Source organism: Microcella daejeonensis (genome assembly GCF_026625045.1).
Classification (GTDB): Bacteria; Actinomycetota; Actinomycetes; order Actinomycetales; family Microbacteriaceae; genus Microcella; species Microcella daejeonensis.
Genome location: NZ_CP113089.1, coordinates 949,104 through 965,584, shown reverse-complemented (window position 1 = coordinate 965,584; position 16,481 = coordinate 949,104). Strand labels below are relative to the sequence as shown.

At 72.0% G+C, this 16,481-nt stretch carries 18 protein-coding genes; 11 read left to right on the top strand and 7 right to left on the bottom strand.

Annotated elements, in window-relative coordinates; all coding sequences use genetic code 11:
• Window positions 1–4 precede the first annotated feature (4 nt).
• From OVN18_RS04690 to OVN18_RS04675, 4 genes are all read right to left on the bottom strand, one after another.
• Window positions 5–1,315, bottom strand: a complete 1,311-nt coding sequence (locus OVN18_RS04690; protein WP_267782296.1) for an aminotransferase-like domain-containing protein — start codon at window positions 1,313–1,315, stop codon at window positions 5–7.
• 127 nt (window positions 1,316–1,442) lie between these two features.
• A complete protein-coding gene (gene trxA / locus OVN18_RS04685) occupies window positions 1,443–1,766 on the bottom strand; it encodes a thioredoxin (RefSeq protein WP_267738427.1) in 324 nt (107 codons plus the stop codon).
• Window positions 1,767–1,804: 38 nt separating this feature from the next.
• Window positions 1,805–2,767, bottom strand: a complete 963-nt coding sequence (gene trxB, locus OVN18_RS04680; protein WP_267782920.1) for a thioredoxin-disulfide reductase — start codon at window positions 2,765–2,767, stop codon at window positions 1,805–1,807.
• A 105-nt stretch (window positions 2,768–2,872) separates the two neighbouring features.
• Window positions 2,873–5,089 carry a DUF6049 family protein gene (locus tag OVN18_RS04675; RefSeq protein ID WP_267782295.1) on the bottom strand — a complete coding sequence of 739 codons (2,217 nt, stop codon included), beginning with the start codon at window positions 5,087–5,089 and terminating at the stop codon, window positions 2,873–2,875.
• 25 nt (window positions 5,090–5,114) lie between these two features.
• Here OVN18_RS04675 and OVN18_RS04670 point away from each other — a divergent pair, with 25 nt between their 5' ends.
• The 9 genes from OVN18_RS04670 to OVN18_RS04630 all read left to right on the top strand — a co-directional run bounded on the left by OVN18_RS04670 (window position 5,115) and on the right by OVN18_RS04630 (window position 11,993).
• Entirely contained in the window at window positions 5,115–6,551 is a 1,437-nt protein-coding gene (locus OVN18_RS04670; RefSeq protein ID WP_267782293.1) for a CCA tRNA nucleotidyltransferase, read from the top strand.
• 133 nt (window positions 6,552–6,684) lie between these two features.
• Window positions 6,685–7,059 carry a 30S ribosomal protein S6 gene (gene rpsF / locus OVN18_RS04665; protein ID WP_168916696.1) on the top strand — a complete coding sequence of 125 codons (375 nt, stop codon included), beginning with the start codon at window positions 6,685–6,687 and terminating at the stop codon, window positions 7,057–7,059.
• Window positions 7,060–7,061: 2 nt separating this feature from the next.
• Window positions 7,062–7,580 (top strand): single-stranded DNA-binding protein, encoded by a 519-nt coding sequence (locus OVN18_RS04660; protein WP_267782291.1) that lies wholly within the window; start codon window positions 7,062–7,064, stop codon window positions 7,578–7,580.
• A gap of 49 nt (window positions 7,581–7,629) precedes the next feature.
• A complete protein-coding gene (gene rpsR / locus OVN18_RS04655; protein ID WP_047561128.1) occupies window positions 7,630–7,890 on the top strand; it encodes a 30S ribosomal protein S18 in 261 nt (86 codons plus the stop codon).
• 9 nt (window positions 7,891–7,899) lie between these two features.
• Window positions 7,900–8,352 (top strand): 50S ribosomal protein L9, encoded by a 453-nt coding sequence (gene rplI, locus OVN18_RS04650; RefSeq protein ID WP_267738423.1) that lies wholly within the window; start codon window positions 7,900–7,902, stop codon window positions 8,350–8,352.
• A gap of 549 nt (window positions 8,353–8,901) precedes the next feature.
• Window positions 8,902–10,278: a replicative DNA helicase gene (gene dnaB / locus OVN18_RS04645; protein ID WP_168916693.1), complete on the top strand. Its 1,377-nt coding sequence runs from the start codon at window positions 8,902–8,904 to the stop codon at window positions 10,276–10,278.
• A 42-nt stretch (window positions 10,279–10,320) separates the two neighbouring features.
• Window positions 10,321–11,043, top strand: a complete 723-nt coding sequence (locus tag OVN18_RS04640; RefSeq protein ID WP_267782290.1) for a GNAT family N-acetyltransferase — start codon at window positions 10,321–10,323, stop codon at window positions 11,041–11,043.
• A 90-nt stretch (window positions 11,044–11,133) separates the two neighbouring features.
• Window positions 11,134–11,748, top strand: coding sequence for a hypothetical protein (locus tag OVN18_RS04635; protein ID WP_267782288.1), 615 nt, complete (start codon window positions 11,134–11,136; stop codon window positions 11,746–11,748).
• Window positions 11,745–11,993: a hypothetical protein gene (locus OVN18_RS04630; protein ID WP_168916691.1), complete on the top strand. Its 249-nt coding sequence runs from the start codon at window positions 11,745–11,747 to the stop codon at window positions 11,991–11,993. Before OVN18_RS04635 ends, OVN18_RS04630 begins: the two co-directional genes overlap by 4 nt.
• A gap of 19 nt (window positions 11,994–12,012) precedes the next feature.
• On the opposite strand, the gene purB is transcribed toward OVN18_RS04630, so the two are convergent.
• Both purB and OVN18_RS04620 read right to left on the bottom strand, forming a co-directional pair.
• Complete coding sequence (gene purB, locus OVN18_RS04625; protein WP_267782287.1) at window positions 12,013–13,401, bottom strand: adenylosuccinate lyase; 1,389 nt, start codon at window positions 13,399–13,401, stop codon at window positions 12,013–12,015.
• Window positions 13,398–13,922 carry a low molecular weight protein-tyrosine-phosphatase gene (locus OVN18_RS04620; protein WP_267738415.1) on the bottom strand — a complete coding sequence of 175 codons (525 nt, stop codon included), beginning with the start codon at window positions 13,920–13,922 and terminating at the stop codon, window positions 13,398–13,400. The genes purB and OVN18_RS04620 overlap by 4 nt, the downstream gene beginning before the upstream one ends.
• A 276-nt stretch (window positions 13,923–14,198) precedes the next feature.
• Here OVN18_RS04620 and OVN18_RS04615 point away from each other — a divergent pair, with 276 nt between their 5' ends.
• Window positions 14,199–14,507 carry a WXG100 family type VII secretion target gene (locus tag OVN18_RS04615; protein WP_267782284.1) on the top strand — a complete coding sequence of 103 codons (309 nt, stop codon included), beginning with the start codon at window positions 14,199–14,201 and terminating at the stop codon, window positions 14,505–14,507.
• Entirely contained in the window at window positions 14,497–15,912 is a 1,416-nt protein-coding gene (locus OVN18_RS04610) for an alpha/beta hydrolase family protein (protein WP_267782282.1), read from the top strand. The genes OVN18_RS04615 and OVN18_RS04610 overlap by 11 nt, the downstream gene beginning before the upstream one ends.
• 96 nt (window positions 15,913–16,008) lie before the next feature.
• On the opposite strand, the gene OVN18_RS04605 is transcribed toward OVN18_RS04610, so the two are convergent.
• Entirely contained in the window at window positions 16,009–16,407 is a 399-nt protein-coding gene (locus tag OVN18_RS04605; RefSeq protein WP_267738412.1) for a phage holin family protein, read from the bottom strand.
• Window positions 16,408–16,481: the final 74 nt, after the last annotated feature.

Genomic DNA, 16,481 nt, shown 5'->3' with positions numbered 1-16,481 from the left:
GCGCCTATCCGATGTTGGGGGGCGGGCTGATGACGTGCGGTGCGGTTCCGACGCGCTCGGGGCTCGTCGAGGGCGAGAAGGTCGACAGCAGCTCCTGCTCGCCGCGGACGACGCCGGCGAGACGGCGGATCCCCTCCCGGATCTCGGCCGGGCTGGGGTAGCAGTACGAGAGCCGCAGATTCGCGCGGCCCGAGCCGTCGGCGAAGAAGGCGGTACCGGGCGTGTAGGCCACCAGCTCCTTCACGGCGCGCGGGAGCATCCCCTTGGAATCGAGCCCATCGGGCAGGGTGACCCAGATGTAGAACCCGCCGTTGGGCATCGTCCAGTGCAGATCGGGCAGGTAGTGCTCGAGAGCGTCGATCATGGCGTCGCGCCGATCGCGGTACAGGCCCCGGTAGGTGTCGATCTGTCCCTTCCAGTCGGTGCTGGCCAGGTAGTCGCTCACGATGAGCTCGTTGGCGACGCTCGGCGAGAGGATGGCCGATTCGGCGGCGAGAACGAGCTTCTCGCGGATGCCGTGGGGAGCGAGCGCCCAGCCGATGCGGAAGCCGGGCGCGAGCGTCTTGGAGAACGAGCCGAGGTAGACGATGCCCTCGGTCTCGACCGATCGCATGGCGTGGGGTGCCGGACGATCGAACCAGAGCAACCCGTAGGGGTTGTCCTCGACGATGAGGATGCCCTCTCGGCGGGCGATCTCGATGATCTCGAGCCGCCGCTCCCAGCTGAGCGTCACCCCTGCAGGGTTGTGGAAGTTCGGGATGAGGTACAGGAACTTGATCGCGCGACCCTGGGCCCGCATCGACGCGATCCGTTCCACGAGCGCCTGCGGGATTATCCCGTCGTCGTCCATCGCGACGTGCGAGACTTCGGCCTGGTACGAGCGGAAGATGCCCATCGCCCCGACGTAGGACGGCGACTCGGCCAGCACGACGTCGCCCGAGTCGAGGAACAGTTTGGCGATGAGGTCGAGCGCCTGCTGCGATCCGGTCGTGACGACGACGTCGTCGACCCCGGCCCGCACGCCCTCGAGGGCCATGATCTCGAGGATGTGCTCGCGCAGCTCGGGCGTGCCCTGCCCCGAGCCGTACTGCAGCGCCCGCGAGCCCTGCTCGCGCATCACGCGCTCCATCGAGGTGGTGACGCGCTCGAGCGGCAGCGCGGAGACGAACGGCATGCCCCCGGCGAGCGAGACGACCTCGGGGCGGGAGGCGACGGCGAAGAGCGCGCGCACCTCCGAGGCGCTCAGGCCCGCTGTCCGGTCGGCGTACAGCTCGTACCAGGGGTCGAGATTCGTGCCCTCGCGGGGAATCGTCATGGCTCACCACCCGTCAGCTCGCTGCCGCGGCGGCAGGAACCATCAGGATAAGCGCACGAACCGCGAACGGCCCGCTCCCCGAGCGGGGGGCGGGCCGTGACGGGATGCTCGTCGAGCGTTCCGGCGACTACGCGAGGAACTCGGCGAGGTCGGCCTCGAGAGCCGGCTTGGGCTTCGCGCCGATGACGGTCTTGACGACCTCGCCGCCCTTGAAGACCTTCATCGCGGGGATGGAGGTGATCTGGTACTTCATGGCGGTCTCGGGGTTGTCGTCGACGTTGAGCTTGACGATGTCGATCTTGTCGCCGTTCTCGCTGGCGATGGCGTCGAGGATGGGCGAGACGGCGCGGCAGGGGCCGCACCATTCGGCCCAGAAGTCGACCATGATCGTCTTCTCGCTGTTGAGGACCTCGGTCTCGAAGGTGGCGTCGGTGACGTCGCGCGTGCTCATTGTGCTCTCCTTGCGTTGCGGTGGGGGATGCGGATGACTCAGGCGTCGGCGCCGGCGGCCACGGTCTGCCGGGCCGCGTCGCCGATCGTCTCGAGGTAGTGCTGGGCGTCGAGGGCGGCGACGGTTCCGCTGCCCGCGGCGGTGATCGCCTGCTTGTACGTCGGGTCGACCACGTCCCCGGCGGCGAAGACGCCCTCGACGCTCGTGCGCGAGCTGCGGCCCTCGACGGCGATCGTGCCGTGCTCGGTGAGGTCGAGCACGCCGTGCACGAGGTGCGTGCGCGGGTCGGCACCGATCGCGATGAAGAGGCCGGTGACGTCGAGCGTGCGCTCCTCCCCCGTGACGGTGTCGACGATGCCGACGCCCGAGACGAGGTCTGCGCCGTAGATGTGCGCGACCGCGGCATTGGTGACGAACTCGATCTTCGGATCGTTGCGCGCACGATCGAGCATCGCGGCCGAGGCGCGGAAGGTGTCGCTGCGGTGGATGACGTAGACCTTCGAGGCGAAGCGCGTGAGGAAGGTCGCCTCCTCCATCGCCGAGTCGCCGCCGCCGACGACCGCGACGGACTTCTGGCGGAAGAAGGCCCCGTCGCACGTGGCGCACCAGGAGACGCCGTAGCCGCTCAGCCGCTCCTCGTCGGCAAGGCCGAGCTTGCGGTAGGCGGAACCGGTGGCGTAGATCACGGCGTGCGCCTCGTGGCGGTCGCCGTTGCCGAGCGTGACGGCCTTCACGGGCCCGTCGAGCTCGAGCGAGACGACGTCGTCGTAAACGATCTCGGCGCCGAAGCGCTCGGCCTGCTTCTGCATCTGCGTCATCAGGTCGGGGCCCATGATGCCCTCGGGGAAGCCGGGGAAGTTCTCGACCTCGGTGGTCTTCATGAGCTCGCCGCCGAACTCGACGGAGGACGCGATCACGAGCGGCTGCAGGTTGGCGCGCGCGGCGTAGATGGCCGCGGTGTAGCCGGCCGGGCCGGATCCGATGATGATGACGTGGCGCATCATGCTCCTCCTGCTGGGGATGGCGACGCCGCCGGGAGGCGACACGGGTGACAACCCACTCTAGAGCGGCGCTATTCCGCATCCCGGTGCGTCACCGGTTGTTCATCAGGGTGCGGCGTCGTGGTCGCCTGGGGCCGGCTCGACGTTCGCCGCTCGGCGGGTGCGGCGCCGGCGGATGTCGCGGATCAGGCCGGCGACGAGCAGTCCGAGGATGGCGGCCGTGAGCGCGACGATGCCCGCCGTCTCCCAGCCCGCCTGCAGGCTGAGCGGCACCGTGATCGGCCCCGAGATCGTGCGGCCCTCGGCATCGCGCACGGTGATCGTGATGTCGACGTCGCCGTTGGTGAGCGACTCCACCGGCACGGCGGCGACCGCCTGCGCGCCGCCGTCGATGCCGGTCTCGACGCGGGATTCGAGCACGCGCAGCTGCCCCGTCGCCGACTCGACGTGCACGTAGACGACGATCGGGGTGCCGAGCCCGTTCTGCACGGTGAGCGGCACGGTGAAGAGTCCGTCGGCGAGCACGAGGATCCTCGGCGATTCGACGATCTGCACGCTGCTCCTCAGCTCGGACGACGCCGCGGTGAAGCGCTGCACGGCCGCCGTCGCGTCCTCGCCCCAGCCGAGGGACAGGGCGGCGAGCAGCTCGAGCCGTCGGATGTCGGTGATGGCGGCCGGATCGACCGCGATGCGGGCGAACTCGCGGTCGACCGCCTCGGCGTCGAGGGCGGTGCCGATCGCTCCGACGAGACCCTCGGGCAGCGCGCCCTCGCCGACCGTCGTCGCGGGAGCCGTCGCCGCGGGCTGCCCGAGCGGCGTGATGTCGGCCCAGGGGAGGGCGTCGACCGCGGTGAGCAGACCGTCCAGCCGCGCGGCGGACTGGGCGGCGGTGCGGTCGAGCGCGAGCAGCGCCGCCGCGCCCGGCTGCTCGACCGCCCGCGCGGCGAGCAGGGCCGCGAGCTCGGCGGTGGAGGCCTGCGCCTGCTGCTGCACGGTGGCGGTCGTGACGCCGATCGCGGCGAGGGATGCGGAGTCGTCGGCGACGGCGAGCGTCGCCTCCCCCGCCCGCGCCGCCGAACCGGCCGCTCCGTCGAGCTGCGCGTCACCGGCGATGATCGTCCGCGTGCCGCCCGCGACGAGCACCTCGACCCCGGCCGGGCTGAGCCCGCCCGTCCGCGGCCACGCCCAGTCCTCCAGATCGTGGGGCCACGCGGCGAGCTGACCGAGGGTGATCGTCTCCTCGTCGACCGGTGCATCGTCGGGCGCGGCGGACGGCGACGGCGATGCGCTCGCCGAGGGGGCGGGAGGGGCCTCGTCGCTCGGCGCGATCGAGGGCTCAGGGCCGACGACCTCGGGCGGCACGCCGACCCCGGTGTCGAACAGGGACGCGTCCAGCGGGCCGCCCGCGCCCTCGACGGCGGGCAGCGGGATGCCCCGCGCGAGCACCGTCGCCGTCGGGTCGGCGTCGGCCCAGGCGAGCGCGAAGGTGGGGTTGGAGAGCCCGGCGAGCCGCTCGAGCAGCGCCGTCGCCGACTCGGGGGCGGCCGTGCCCAGCAGGCGGATCGAGGCAATGATGCGTGGATCGACGCCGAGCGCCGCCGCGGTGCCCTCGACGGCGTCGAGCGTGCGGGTGAGCTGCCCGTCGGGCCCGGTGAGCTCGGCGAGCTCCTCCGCGGTGAGCAGGGCGCTCTCCGACTCGGGGGTGGAGAGCGGGGTGACGACGCGCACGGTCGCGGCGGCGGGCGCCGACTCGGGCGGTGCGAAGGTGACGGCGGTGCGGGATGCCGCTGCCGGGGCATCCCCCATCATCGCCGTGGCGACGACGAGGCGGGGCCCCCACTCCCCCGTCAGCCCGGCCGCCTCGGCGGGCACGACGACCTCGATGACCGCGGCGGCCCCGACGTCGAGCGCGGGAAGGGTCGCCTCGGCGACGGCCGGCAGCGCGGCGTCCTGCTCGGCGCCCGAGAACCAGGCCTCGAGCGCCGTGCGGGTCGCGCGGGTGCCGCCCTCGAGCCCGACGGCGAGCGCGCCGGCGGCGCTCGCCGACCCTCCGGTGTTGCGCACGGTGACCCGCAGCGCGACCGGCTCGCCGGGGGCGACGGACGGGGCCGTCGGCGCGGCGACGAGCTCGATGATCGGCTCGGTCTCGCTCGGGTCGGGCGCGGTGGCCGCCCGGGCGTGCGGGGTCGCGGGGGCGGCGGAGGCCATCACCCCGGTGGACATCGCGCCGACGCTGAGCCCCAGCATCAGCAGCCCCGCGAGAGTGGGTCGCGCGAGGGTCGTCAGGGCGCGATGAACCCCGTGCACCCGCCTGGCCGACATGCGGGAAGTCTAGACTCAGGTCACTATGCAGAGCGTGGCGCAGGCCGTCGAGCGGCTGCGGCAGCTCGCCGCCGCCGAGCCTCTGGCGACCCTGGCGCAGCGCTTCGCCGAGGCCGGCCACGAGCTCGCCCTCGTCGGCGGGCCGGTGCGCGACGCGTTCCTGGGCCGCCCCGTCAACGATCTCGATCTGACGACCGACGCGCATCCCGACGAGATCATCCGCATCGTGCGACCGATCTCCACCGCCCACTGGGACATCGGGCGCGAGTTCGGCACGATCGGGGCGCAGTTCGGCACCGAGACCGTCGAGATCACGACGTACCGCTCCGATGAGTACGACGCCGAGTCGCGCAAGCCCGTCGTGGCCTTCGGCGACACGCTCGAGGGCGATCTGACGCGGCGCGACTTCACGATGAACGCCATGGCGCTGCGGCTGCCCTCGCTCACCCTCGTCGATCCGACGGGCGGTCTCGACGATCTGCTCGCCGGCCGACTGCGCACCCCGATCGCGCCCGAGCGCTCGTTCAGCGACGATCCCCTGCGCATGATGCGGGCCGTGCGGTTCGCCGCGCAGCTGGGCGCCGAGGTCGACGAGGCGGCGCTCACGGCCATCCGCGGCATGCTCGACCGGCTCGCGATCGTCTCGGCCGAGCGCGTGCGCGACGAGCTCGTCAAGCTGCTCTCGACCGACACACCCCGCCGCGGTCTCGAGCTCATGGTCGACACGGGCCTCGCCGCCATCGTGCTGCCCGAGCTGCCCGCCCTGCGGCTCGAGGTCGACGAGCACGCCCACCACAAGGACGTCTACGAGCACTCCCTCACGGTGCTCGATCAGGCCATCGACCTCGAGCGGTCGCGATCGAGCGTTCCGGATGCTCCGCCCGACGTCGTGCTGCGCCTCGCCGCGCTCCTGCACGACATCGGCAAGCCCGCGACGAAGAAGGTCGAGGCCGGCGGCGCCGTCACCTTCCACCACCACGACCTCGTCGGCGCGAAGCTCGCCCGCAAGCGCCTCACCGCGCTGCGCTTCGACCGCGACACCATCAAGCAGGTGAGCCGCCTCGTCGAGCTGCACCTGCGCTTCTTCGGCTACAGCGATGCGAAGTGGACGGATTCGGGCGTGCGGCGGTACGTGCGGGATGCCGATGCCCTCCTCGAGCGCCTGCACATCCTCACCCGGGCCGACGTCACCACGCGCAACGCCCGCAAGGCCGCGCGGCTGCACGGCGCCTATCAGGAGCTCGAGGACCGCATCGCCGTGCTCGCGGAGCAGGAGGAGCTCGCCGCCATCCGCCCCGACCTCGACGGGGAGCGCATCATGCAGCTGCTCGGCATCCGCCCGGGGCCGGTCGTGGGCGAGGCGTACCGGTTCCTGCTCGAGACCCGGCTCGACGAGGGGCCCCTCGGCGACGAGGAGGCCGAGCGGCGGCTGCGGGAGTGGTACGCGGCTCGCAGCGACTGAGAAGTGGCGGCGGGCATCCCGAACCGACTATGCTGACGAGGTTGTCCGCGGGCCCTGTCCTGCGCAACGGATGCCATACCCTCCTGCCGCAGACCGTCTGCGGCCGTTCGAGTCCGAAGGAGGTGGGTGAGTCATGCATCAGTACGAAATGATGGTGATCCTCGACCCCGAGATCGACGAGCGCACTGTCGCTCCGAGCCTCGACAAGTTCCTCAACGTTGTTCGCAACGATGGTGGAAACATCGAGAACGTCGATATCTGGGGCCGTCGTCGCCTCGCGTACGAGATCAACAAGAAGACCGAGGGCATCTACGCCGTCGTGAACTTCACCGCGAATCCTTCTGCCACGCAGGAGCTCGACCGCCAGCTGAAGCTCAGCGAGGCCGTCATGCGCACCAAGGTGCTGCGTGCCGAGGAGGCCGTCGCTCGCGTCGCCGCCTACGAGGCCGAGACCGCGGCCAAGGCCGAGGCCAAGGCCGCTCGCGCCGCCAAGAAGGCCGCCGAGTAGTCATGGCCGGCGAGACGCTCATCACCGTCGTCGGCAACCTCACTGCCGACCCCGAACTGCGCTACACGCAGAACGGTCTCGCGGTCGCGAACTTCACCATCGCCTCCACCCCCCGCACGTTCGACCGTCAGGCGAACGAGTGGAAGGACGGCGAGGCGCTGTTCATGCGCGCGAGCGTGTGGCGCGAGTTCGCCGAGCACGTCGCCTCGACGCTGACGAAGGGCAGCCGGGTCATCGCATCCGGCCGTCTGAAGCAGCGGTCGTACGAGACGAAGGAAGGCGAGAAGCGCACCACCATCGAGCTGGAGGTCGACGAGATCGGCCCCAGCCTGCGGTACGCCACCGCGCAGATCACCCGGGCCTCCTCGGGTGGCGGCGCGATGGGCGGCGGCCGTGGTGGCGCGGCACCCGTCGCAGACGAGCCGTGGGGCACCCCCGCGGCGCAGTCGAAGCCCGGCAGCAACGCCGGGGGCGACGTGTGGAACACTCCCGGATCCTTCTCCGACGACACCCCTTTCTGATCCGGTCTGACGACCGGCACTGAACAACAGCACGCAAAGGACAACCACTATGGCTGGCAAGAGCAGCGGCGACCGCCGCAAGCCTCGCGGCGGCAAGGGCGCGAAGAACGCCGCCCCCGCGAAGGCGATCCGGGTCGGTGTCATCGATTACAAGGATGTCGCGACCCTCCGCAAGTTCATCTCCGAGCGCGGAAAGATCCGCGCTCGCCGAATCACCGGTGTCTCCGTGCAGGAGCAGCGCCTCATCGCCCGCGCCGTCAAGAACGCGCGCGAGATGGCACTGCTTCCGTACGCTGGCGCGGGCCGCTAGGGGGCCGCGATGTCGAAGCTCATTCTCACGCAGGAGGTCACCGGTCTCGGTGCCCCCGGCGATGTCGTCGAGGTCAAGAACGGGTACGCCCGCAACTACCTCATCCCCCAGGGCTTCGCGGTCTCGTGGAGCCGCGGTGGCGAGAAGCAGGTCGAGCAGATCAAGGCCGCCCGCGCCGCGCGCGAGCACGCCACGATCGAGGAGGCCCAGGACCTCAAGCTGCGCCTCGAGGCGAACCCCGTGAAGCTCACCGTCAAGGCGGGCGCCGAGGGTCGTCTCTTCGGCTCGGTCAAGACGAGCGACATCGCGTCGGCCGTCGAGGCCGCCGGCGTCGGCTCGGTCGACAAGCGCCTCATCGAGATCGTCTCGCCGATCAAGTCGGTCGGCTCGCACGAGGCGATCCTCAAGCTGCGCGACGGCATCGTCGCCACGATCACCCTCCAGGTGGTCGCGGCCAAGTAGTCGCGCACCCCGCACCATCGAACGGCGTCTCCTGCCTCACGGCGGGGGGCGCCGTTCGGCGTCGTCGGGCGCCCGGCGCACCCGGGGGTAGAACGGCGTGTCGCCCCCCGCTATACCGGTCGCCCGAGCGGCGCGCAAGACCCCTGAACAGGGAGGTTCTGCACGGGATTGTGCACAGGAGTGCGCCTGTCGCACGAACCTTCATCCCCCGATTGAGGCCTGTTTCTCCCCACATGGTGTGGAGAAGGAAAACCCTGGTCAGAGGTCGATAGATGGTGATATCGACCGAGTAGTCCACAGGGTCATCCACAGGCTGCCCACAAGCGGAGCGGCGTTTCGCGCCGATCATCCACAGAGTTATCCACAGGGTGGTTTGGGGGCCCTCCGCACCGCTCCCTACTGTGTGGCGGAGCCCTCATCCCGGGTTCCGCGCCGCGTCATCGCGGCCGTGTCGGGGGTGGGCGGTAGACCAGGACGTGCAGCACGATCCGCTGCGCCGCTCCTGCTCGGCCGAGCTCCCTCCGAGCCCCATTCGAAAGGCGGTCCCCCGTGTCCATCGCGCACATCGGCAGCGCCCTCGACGGTCGCAGCACGAGCGAGAACCGCGGCTCCGAGCGGGTTCCCCCGCACGACCTGCTCGCCGAGCAGAGCGCGCTCGGGGGCATGCTGCTGAGCAAGGACGCCGTCGCGGACGTCATCGAGTCGGTGCGGGGCATCGACTTCTACATCCCCAAGCACGAGGTCATCTTCGAGGCGCTGCTGACGCTCTACGCGCACGGCGAGCCCACCGACGTGATCGCGGTCACCGACGAGCTGCAGAAGTCGGGCACGCTCTCCCGGGCCGGCGGGGCCGACTACCTGCACACGCTCACCGCGATCGTGCCGACCGCGGCGAACGCCGGGTTCTACGCCTCCCTGGTGGCCGAGAAGGCAGTGCTGCGCCGCCTCGTCGACGCGGGCACGCGCATCGTGCAGATGGGCTACGCGAGCGAGGGCGAGGTGACCGACCTCGTCAACAACGCGCAGGCCGAGATCTACGCCGTCGCCGGCGGCGTGCAGACCGAGGACTACGTGCCGCTCACCGACGCCGTCGGCGAGGCGATCGACGAGATCGAGGCCGCGCGCGGGCTCGACGGCTCGATGACGGGCGTTCCGACGGGCTTCGCCGAGCTCGACGGTCTCACCAACGGCCTCCACGCCGGTCAGCTCGTGCTCATCGCCGCGCGCCCCGCGCTCGGCAAGTCGACGCTCGCCCTCGACTTCGCCCGGGCCGCCACGATCAAGCACTCCATGCCGACGGTCTTCTTCTCGCTCGAGATGGGGCGCAGCGAGATCGCCATGCGCCTGCTGTCGGCCGAGGCCTCGGTGCCGCTGCACTCCATGCGCAAGGGCACCCTCGAGACCCGCGACTGGACGACGATCGCCGCCACGCGCGGCCGCATCGCGGATGCCCCGCTCTACATCGACGACAGCCCCAACATGACCCTCGTCGAGATCCGCGCCAAGTGCCGCCGGCTCAAGCAGACCGTGGGGCTCAAGATGGTCGTCATCGACTACCTGCAGCTCATGACGAGCGGCAAGAAGGTCGAATCGCGTCAGCAGGAGGTCAGCGAGTTCTCGAGGGCGCTCAAGCTCATGGCGAAGGAGCTGCAGGTGCCCGTCGTGGCCCTCTCGCAGCTGAACCGAGGCCCCGAGCAGCGCGCCGACAAGATGCCCGCCATCAGCGACCTGCGCGAGTCGGGATCGCTCGAGCAGGACGCCGACATCGTCATCCTGCTGCACCGCGAGAGCGCCTACGAGAAGGAGAACCCCCGCGCGGGCGAGGCCGACCTCATCGTCGCGAAGAACCGCAACGGGCCGACGAAGACCGTGACCGTCGGCTTCCACGGCCACTTCTCGCGCTTCGCCGACATGCCGCAGGTCTAGTCCGAGCTCCTCCCCCACCTGCGCCATGACACTCTGGCGGGTATGACCTCGAGCAGACTCGCGGAACTCTGGCCGGCGGCGGGCCTGCGCGTGCGGGCGGGCGATCTCGAGCTGCGGTGGATCGACGACGAGCTCGCCCTGGATCTCGCGGAGCTCGCCGGCGCGGGCATCCACGACGAGGGCGCGATGCCGTTCAACCACCCCTGGACCCGCGGGCCGGCGCGGGCCGTCGCCCGAAGCGTCCTGACCTTCCAGTGGGCGGCGCGCAGCCAGGTGGGGCCGGATCGCCTGGTGCTCGAACTGGGCGTGCTGGTGGACGGTCGCCCCGTCGGGGTGCAGAGCGCATCCGGTGACCACTGGTCCGTGCTGCGCGAACTGGAGACCGGGTCCTGGCTGGGGCGTGCGCATCAGGGCCAGGGCATCGGGACGCGGATGCGAGCGCTCATGCTCCATCTGTGCTTCGAGGGCCTCGGGGCGGAGAGCGTGGTGTCGGGGGCGTTCACCGACAACGACGCCTCCACCGCCGTGTCGCGTCGCACCGGTTTCGAGACCGACGGCGTGACGCGCGTCGTCCGGGAGGGCGCCGCCGCGATGCAGACGCGGTACCGGATGGATCGGGCGCGCTGGAGGCAGTGCCGGGACGCCGACCACGCGATCATCGGCGCCGACATCGTCATGGAGGGGGTCGACGCCCTCCTCGCCGACCTCGCGTCGCCGGCGGACCTCCCCGGTGCACCTCCGCCGCAGGCTGATCCGGCACCGTGACCGCGGGAGCGTCGAGCGCCGGGCGCAGGCGGCTCCCGGCCGGCGGCCGTAGGCTGGACGCCGATCAGCACCGTTGACGAAGGACTCCTCTTGGCGATCGACAGCCCCCGACCCGCGACCGCGCATCCCGCGCTCGGTGCGCTCCGCGCCGCCCTCGTGCTGCGCGCCGTGCCGCTCATCGTCGTCGGACTCGTCATCACCTTCACCAAGGAGTACCCGACGAGCTTCGGCTTCGTGATGCTCGGCGTTCTCGGGCTCGCGAGCGCGGCCGGGCTGGTGCTCGGCGCGCTCCGGCTGCCGGCGGGGGATGCCCTGCGCGGGTTGCACCTGGGGCTCGCCGTGGTGGCGACCGTGGTCGGGGGGCTCGCGCTCGCGCTCAGCTCGTTCGGCCTCGCGTTCCTGCTGCTGCTCGTCGGGGCGTACGCCGCCTTCGGCGGCGTCGGGGAGCTCGTGTGGGGCATCCGCCGCCGCGGCGCCCACCCGATCGCCCGCGACGCGATCGTCGTCGGAGCCGCCACCGCCCTGCTCGCCCTCATCGCCACGCTCGTGGGCGACCCCCGCAGCGCCGCCGGATTCCTCGGCGCCTACGCGATCATCGCCGGTGTGTTCCTCGTCATCGCCGGCATCAGCGTCGGCGGCATCGCGGACGGCACTACCGACAGCACTCCCGGGACCACCGCCGACAAGGAGCACTCCCCCTCATGACCGAACCCCGCCGCCGCGAGCGTCTGCGCCCGCTCGAGCTCGTCACCTTCGCCGCGCTCGTCGCCGTCGCCGTCGGCGCGATCACGCTCATGGCGACCCGCGACCCCATCCTGTCGCTCATCTTTTTCGGGGCGACGTTCGTGATCGACCTCGTCGTCATCGCCATGCTCATGCTCGCCGTCACGCCGAACAAGCAGATGGACGGCGAGATCCGCCCCGACGCAGAGAACCACCCGCACCAGTAGCGGGGCGGGCCCGCCGGCCTTACTCGGCCCGGGCGACCCGCCGGGCCAGATCGGCCGCGACGCCGACGTAGAGCGCCGGGGTCAGGGCCTGCAGGCGCTGCTTCGCCTCGGTGGGGATGTCGAGCCCCTCGACGAAGGCGCGCAGCTCCTCGCCGCTCACCCGGTGGCCGCGCGTGAGCTCCTTGAGCATCGCGTACGGGTCGGCGATCGACGAGCGGCCGGCCGTGATCTCGGCGCGGATCACCGTCTGGATGGCCTCGCCGAGCACCTCCCAGTTGCCCTCGAGGTCGCGGTCCAGGGCATCCTGATCGATCGCGATCTCGCCCAGGCCCTTGAGGATGTTGTCGAGGGCGAGCATCGAGTGGCCGAGGCCGACGCCGATGTTGCGCTGCGCCGAGGAGTCGGTGAGGTCGCGCTGCAGACGCGAGGTCACGAGGGTCGCGGCGAGCGAGTCGAGGATGGCCGCCGACAGCTCGAGGTTGGCCTCGGCGTTCTCGAAGCGGATCGGGTTGATCTTGTGCGGCATGGTCGACGAGCCCGTCGCCCCCGCCTGCGGGATCTGCCGGAAGTAGCCCATCGAGATGTAGGACCAGATGTCGGTGCAGAGGTTGTGCAGCACGCGGCCGATGTGGGCGATGCGCTGGTAGAGCTGCGCCTGCCAGTCGTGCGACTCGATCTGGGTGGTGAGCGGGTTCCAGGTGAGGCCGAGGCCGGTCACGAACTCGTACGAGCTCGCCACCCAGTCGTGCTCGGGGTCGGCGGCGTAGTGCGCCGAGAAGGTGCCCGTCGCGCCGGAGAACTTGCCCAGGTACTCGACCTCCTCGACGGAGGCCAGCAGGCGCTCGAGCCGGTGCACGGTGACGGCGAGCTCCTTGCCCATCGTCGTGGGGGTCGCGGGCTGCCCGTGCGTGTGCGCGAGCATCGGCGCCTCGGCGAGCTCGAGCGACCGGGCGCGCAGCGCCTCGACGACGGCGCGGGCGCGGGGCATCCACACCTCGCGCACCGCCGCGCGGATCGTGATGGCGTAGGAGAGGTTGTTGATGTCTTCGCTCGTGCAGGCGAAGTGGGTGAGCTCGGCGAGGTGGCCGAGGCCGAGCCGGGCGAGCGCGTCGCGCACGTGGTACTCGACGGCCTTGACGTCGTGCCGGGTGACGGCCTCGCGCTCGGCGAGGGAATCGATGTCCTCCTGCCCGAACTCGGTGACGAGGCGGCGCAGACGGCGCTTCGCCTCGTCGGCCATCGGCTCGGAGCCGAAGAGCGAGCGGTCGGTGAGGTGGATGAGCCACTCGACCTCGACCTGGATGCGCGCCCGGTTGAGCCCCGCTTCGGAGAGGTGCTCGCCGAGGGCGGAGACCTGCGCGCGGTAACGGCCGTCGAGCGGGCTGAGGGGCTGGGGGGCGAGGCTCATGGGGTTCCCTGTCGGATTCCGGGTTCGAGTTGGCGGAAGAGGGCGCGGCAGGCGCGCTCGATCATGCCGAGCACCGAGTCGAACATCGCGGCGTCGGAGTAGTACGGGTCGGGCACGTCGGGGGCGCCCTCGGCCGCGGGGTCGAAGCTCATCAGCAGGTGCACCTTGCTGCGCGCGTCGTCGCTCGGCGCCCAGGTCTTGAGGATGCGCTCGTGCGTGCGGTCGAAGGCGATGACGAGGTCGAGGTCGTCGAACCACTGGCTGTCGAACTGCCGGGCGCGGTGGTGGGCGGCGGGAAAGCCGCGGGCCTCGAGCACCCCGATCGTGCGCGGGTCGCTCGACTCGCCCACGTGCCACTCGCCGGTGCCGGCCGAGCGCACCGAGACGAGGTGCTCCCATCCGCGCTGGCGGATGAGATCGCGGAACACGGCCTCGGCCATCGGCGAGCGGCAGATGTTGCCCGTGCACACGAAGCAGATGCGGAAGATGCCGGGCTCCCCGATGTCCCGGTCGAAGCTCATGACCCCATTGTGTCCCACATCCCCCTCCTCCACAGCCGCGATCACGGCGGCGGGATGCACGATGCGCGCTCCCCGTCGGCACCGGGCATCCCGGCCGGGGCACGATCGTCCCGCTCGCCCCCCCACCCCGCGGTGCGGGCCTCCCCCGGGCCCGCACCCGCACCGGCCGATCACCCGACCCGGATCGGCCGGTGCACCCCGCTCACCCCCGCCCCCCGCACCCGCGCATCCCCCCCCCCGCCCATCCCGCCCCGCCCCGACCCCCGAGGAGCCGCCGTGACCCCGCCGCCCCCGCCGCCCCCGTCCCTCTTTGCTCCGGGGGCGACCACCGCCCTGCTCGAGGTCGAATCGCGGCGCCGCACGGCCGTCGCCGTCGCCGCGGAGATCGCGACGGTCGACGATCGTCTGCGATCGGTCGCCCAGGATCCGGGGTGGCGCGGTCCCGCCGCCCGAGCCTTCACCGACGCCGTCGAGCGCGCCCGGCCGGCCGTCCGGACGGCGGCCGATCATGTCGAGGCCCTCGGTCTGGCGCTCGAGGGAGCGGCGGCCCGACTGCGGCAGCAGGAGGCCCTCGGTGAGCCCTGAGCCGTCGCTCGCGATCGGCGGCGGGGGCGGCTCCACCGTCATCGCCGAGCACCTGCTCGTCGCCGAGCACCGACTCGCGCAGTGCGCCGACGACTGCGAGCGCGCCGCGCGTCGGCTGCGCCCGCTCGGCGCTCCGCTGCCGGGCGAGGCCTTCGACGCCACCGGCACCGTCGCCGAGACGGCCGCGGCCTCGCTCTCCCGCTCGTCCGAGGAGCTCGCCCGGCTCGGCACCGCTCTGCGCCTGGCCCTCGACGGCTACGAGGCCGCCGACTCCGCCGTGCGCACCGCGCTCGACCACCTGCTCGCGCCCATGGCCGGCCTCGTCGGTGCCGCCGCCCGCAGTCTCCTCGGCGCCGTGAGCGGTCCCCTGCTCGCCGCGCTCGGCGTCGTCGCCGCGGGGTACGCGCTGCTCCCGGCCTCCAGTCGGGCCGCGCTCGACGAGAGCGCCCGCGACGGGCTGCGCCTGCTCGGCGAGCGGGTGCTCGACGACGAGACCACCACGATGATGGCCGGGCTGCTGCTGCCGCACGCCGACGACGCCGTGCTCGGCGCCGTCGGCGTTCCGCGTCCGATCGTCGAACGGGTGCAGTCGATGATGCCGACGATCGGCGGGGTCGAGCCGGGCTCGGTCGCCGCCACCGCGGGCGTGGCCGCCGTTCTCGGCGCGGCGGCCGGAGCGCGCGGCGCCGCGCCCGTGGAGGTGCGGCGACTGCCGCCCGTGGCGGCGGCGGGCCCGCCGACGCCGCCCGTCGGGCTCGCCGGTCGCGTGGCGCGCATCCCCGATCCGGCCCAGCCCGTGCGCGTCGAGGTCTACCGCGGGGCGGGAGGCGCCGCGCGGTACGAGGTGTACATCGCGGGAACGGCGCACGATGCGCCCGTCGGCGGGGAGCATCCATGGGACAACGCGAGCAACATCTCCCTCGTCGCCGAGCACGACGCCTCCTCGCTGCGGGCGGTGCGGGCGGCGCTCGCCGACGCCGGCGCCGGGCCGGGCAGCTCCGTGGTCTTCACCGGGTACTCGCAGGGCGGCGCCGTCGCCACCCTGCTCGCCGAGTCCGGCGAGTTCCGCACGGCGGGGCTCGTGACGGTCGGGGCTCCGACCGGGGGGATGCCCGTCGCCGGCGACTACCCCGCCGTCGCGATCGGACACCGCGACGACATCATCACCGCCCTCGGCGGGGCGCCCGGCGCGACGGAGGCGGTGCTCGTGACGGCCGACTCCGGAGGGCGGGAGGAGGGCGACGGCCTGCTCGCCGCCCACGACCTCGACGGCTACCGGGCGACGGCCGCCCGGGCGGACGCCAGCGAGGCGCCGCTGCTGCGGGACGCCGTCAGCGGCCTGCCGCGCGGCGGCCTCGGGCAGGAGGCGATCGACTATACGGCGCGTCGGCGCGATGACGACTGACGCGGCGAGAGGCCCGCGGGCCGACCGGCCGACCGGCCGATCGCGCCGACCCGCCGGTCGGTACGACGTGAGGAGGAGGAGGAGGGAGGAGCAGTACTAGCGCTGGCGGCGACCGAGGATGGGCCGCACGAGCACGCCGATGAGCCAGCTCAGCAGGCCGAGCACGATCGCGCCGAGAACGCCCCACCAGAAGCCGTCGACCTCGAGGCCGAAGCCGATCAGGTCGGAGATCCAGGCGACGAGCAGCAGCAGCAGCCCGTTGACGACGAGCGCGATGAGCCCGAGCGTGAGGATGTAGAGGGGGAAGGCGAGGATGCGGATCGTGTTGCCGATGATCGCGTTGACCACGCCGAAGATGAGCCCCACGAGCAGGTAGGTGACGACGGTCGCGAGGGTGTCATCGGCGTACGAGCGCACGCTCACGCCCGCGACGATGAGCGTCGTCAGCCACAGGGCGAGCGAGTTGATGAGCAGTCGGATCACGAAGCGCGTCATACCCCCATGATGGCCCGGCGCGACGCCCGCGTCACGTGGTCGTTCGCCCGACGCGCGGAGCGCCTTCCACGGGT

Excerpts from the sequence above, each read along its gene's own strand:
- OVN18_RS04690 (WP_267782296.1), bottom strand. The coding sequence starts at position 1,315 with ATGACGATTCCCCGCGAGGGCACGAATCTCGACCCCTGGTACGAGCTG.
- trxA (WP_267738427.1), bottom strand. The coding sequence starts at position 1,766 with ATGAGCACGCGCGACGTCACCGACGCCACCTTCGAGACCGAGGTCCTC.
- trxB (WP_267782920.1), bottom strand. The coding sequence starts at position 2,767 with ATGCGCCACGTCATCATCATCGGATCCGGCCCGGCCGGCTACACCGCG.
- OVN18_RS04675 (WP_267782295.1), bottom strand. The coding sequence starts at position 5,089 with ATGTCGGCCAGGCGGGTGCACGGGGTTCATCGCGCCCTGACGACCCTC.
- OVN18_RS04670 (WP_267782293.1), top strand. The coding sequence starts at position 5,115 with ATGCAGAGCGTGGCGCAGGCCGTCGAGCGGCTGCGGCAGCTCGCCGCC.
- rpsF (WP_168916696.1), top strand. The coding sequence starts at position 6,685 with ATGCATCAGTACGAAATGATGGTGATCCTCGACCCCGAGATCGACGAG.
- OVN18_RS04660 (WP_267782291.1), top strand. The coding sequence starts at position 7,062 with ATGGCCGGCGAGACGCTCATCACCGTCGTCGGCAACCTCACTGCCGAC.
- rpsR (WP_047561128.1), top strand. The coding sequence starts at position 7,630 with ATGGCTGGCAAGAGCAGCGGCGACCGCCGCAAGCCTCGCGGCGGCAAG.
- rplI (WP_267738423.1), top strand. The coding sequence starts at position 7,900 with ATGTCGAAGCTCATTCTCACGCAGGAGGTCACCGGTCTCGGTGCCCCC.
- OVN18_RS04640 (WP_267782290.1), top strand. The coding sequence starts at position 10,321 with ATGACCTCGAGCAGACTCGCGGAACTCTGGCCGGCGGCGGGCCTGCGC.
- OVN18_RS04630 (WP_168916691.1), top strand. The coding sequence starts at position 11,745 with ATGACCGAACCCCGCCGCCGCGAGCGTCTGCGCCCGCTCGAGCTCGTC.
- purB (WP_267782287.1), bottom strand. The coding sequence starts at position 13,401 with ATGAGCCTCGCCCCCCAGCCCCTCAGCCCGCTCGACGGCCGTTACCGC.
- OVN18_RS04620 (WP_267738415.1), bottom strand. The coding sequence starts at position 13,922 with ATGAGCTTCGACCGGGACATCGGGGAGCCCGGCATCTTCCGCATCTGC.
- OVN18_RS04605 (WP_267738412.1), bottom strand. The coding sequence starts at position 16,407 with ATGACGCGCTTCGTGATCCGACTGCTCATCAACTCGCTCGCCCTGTGG.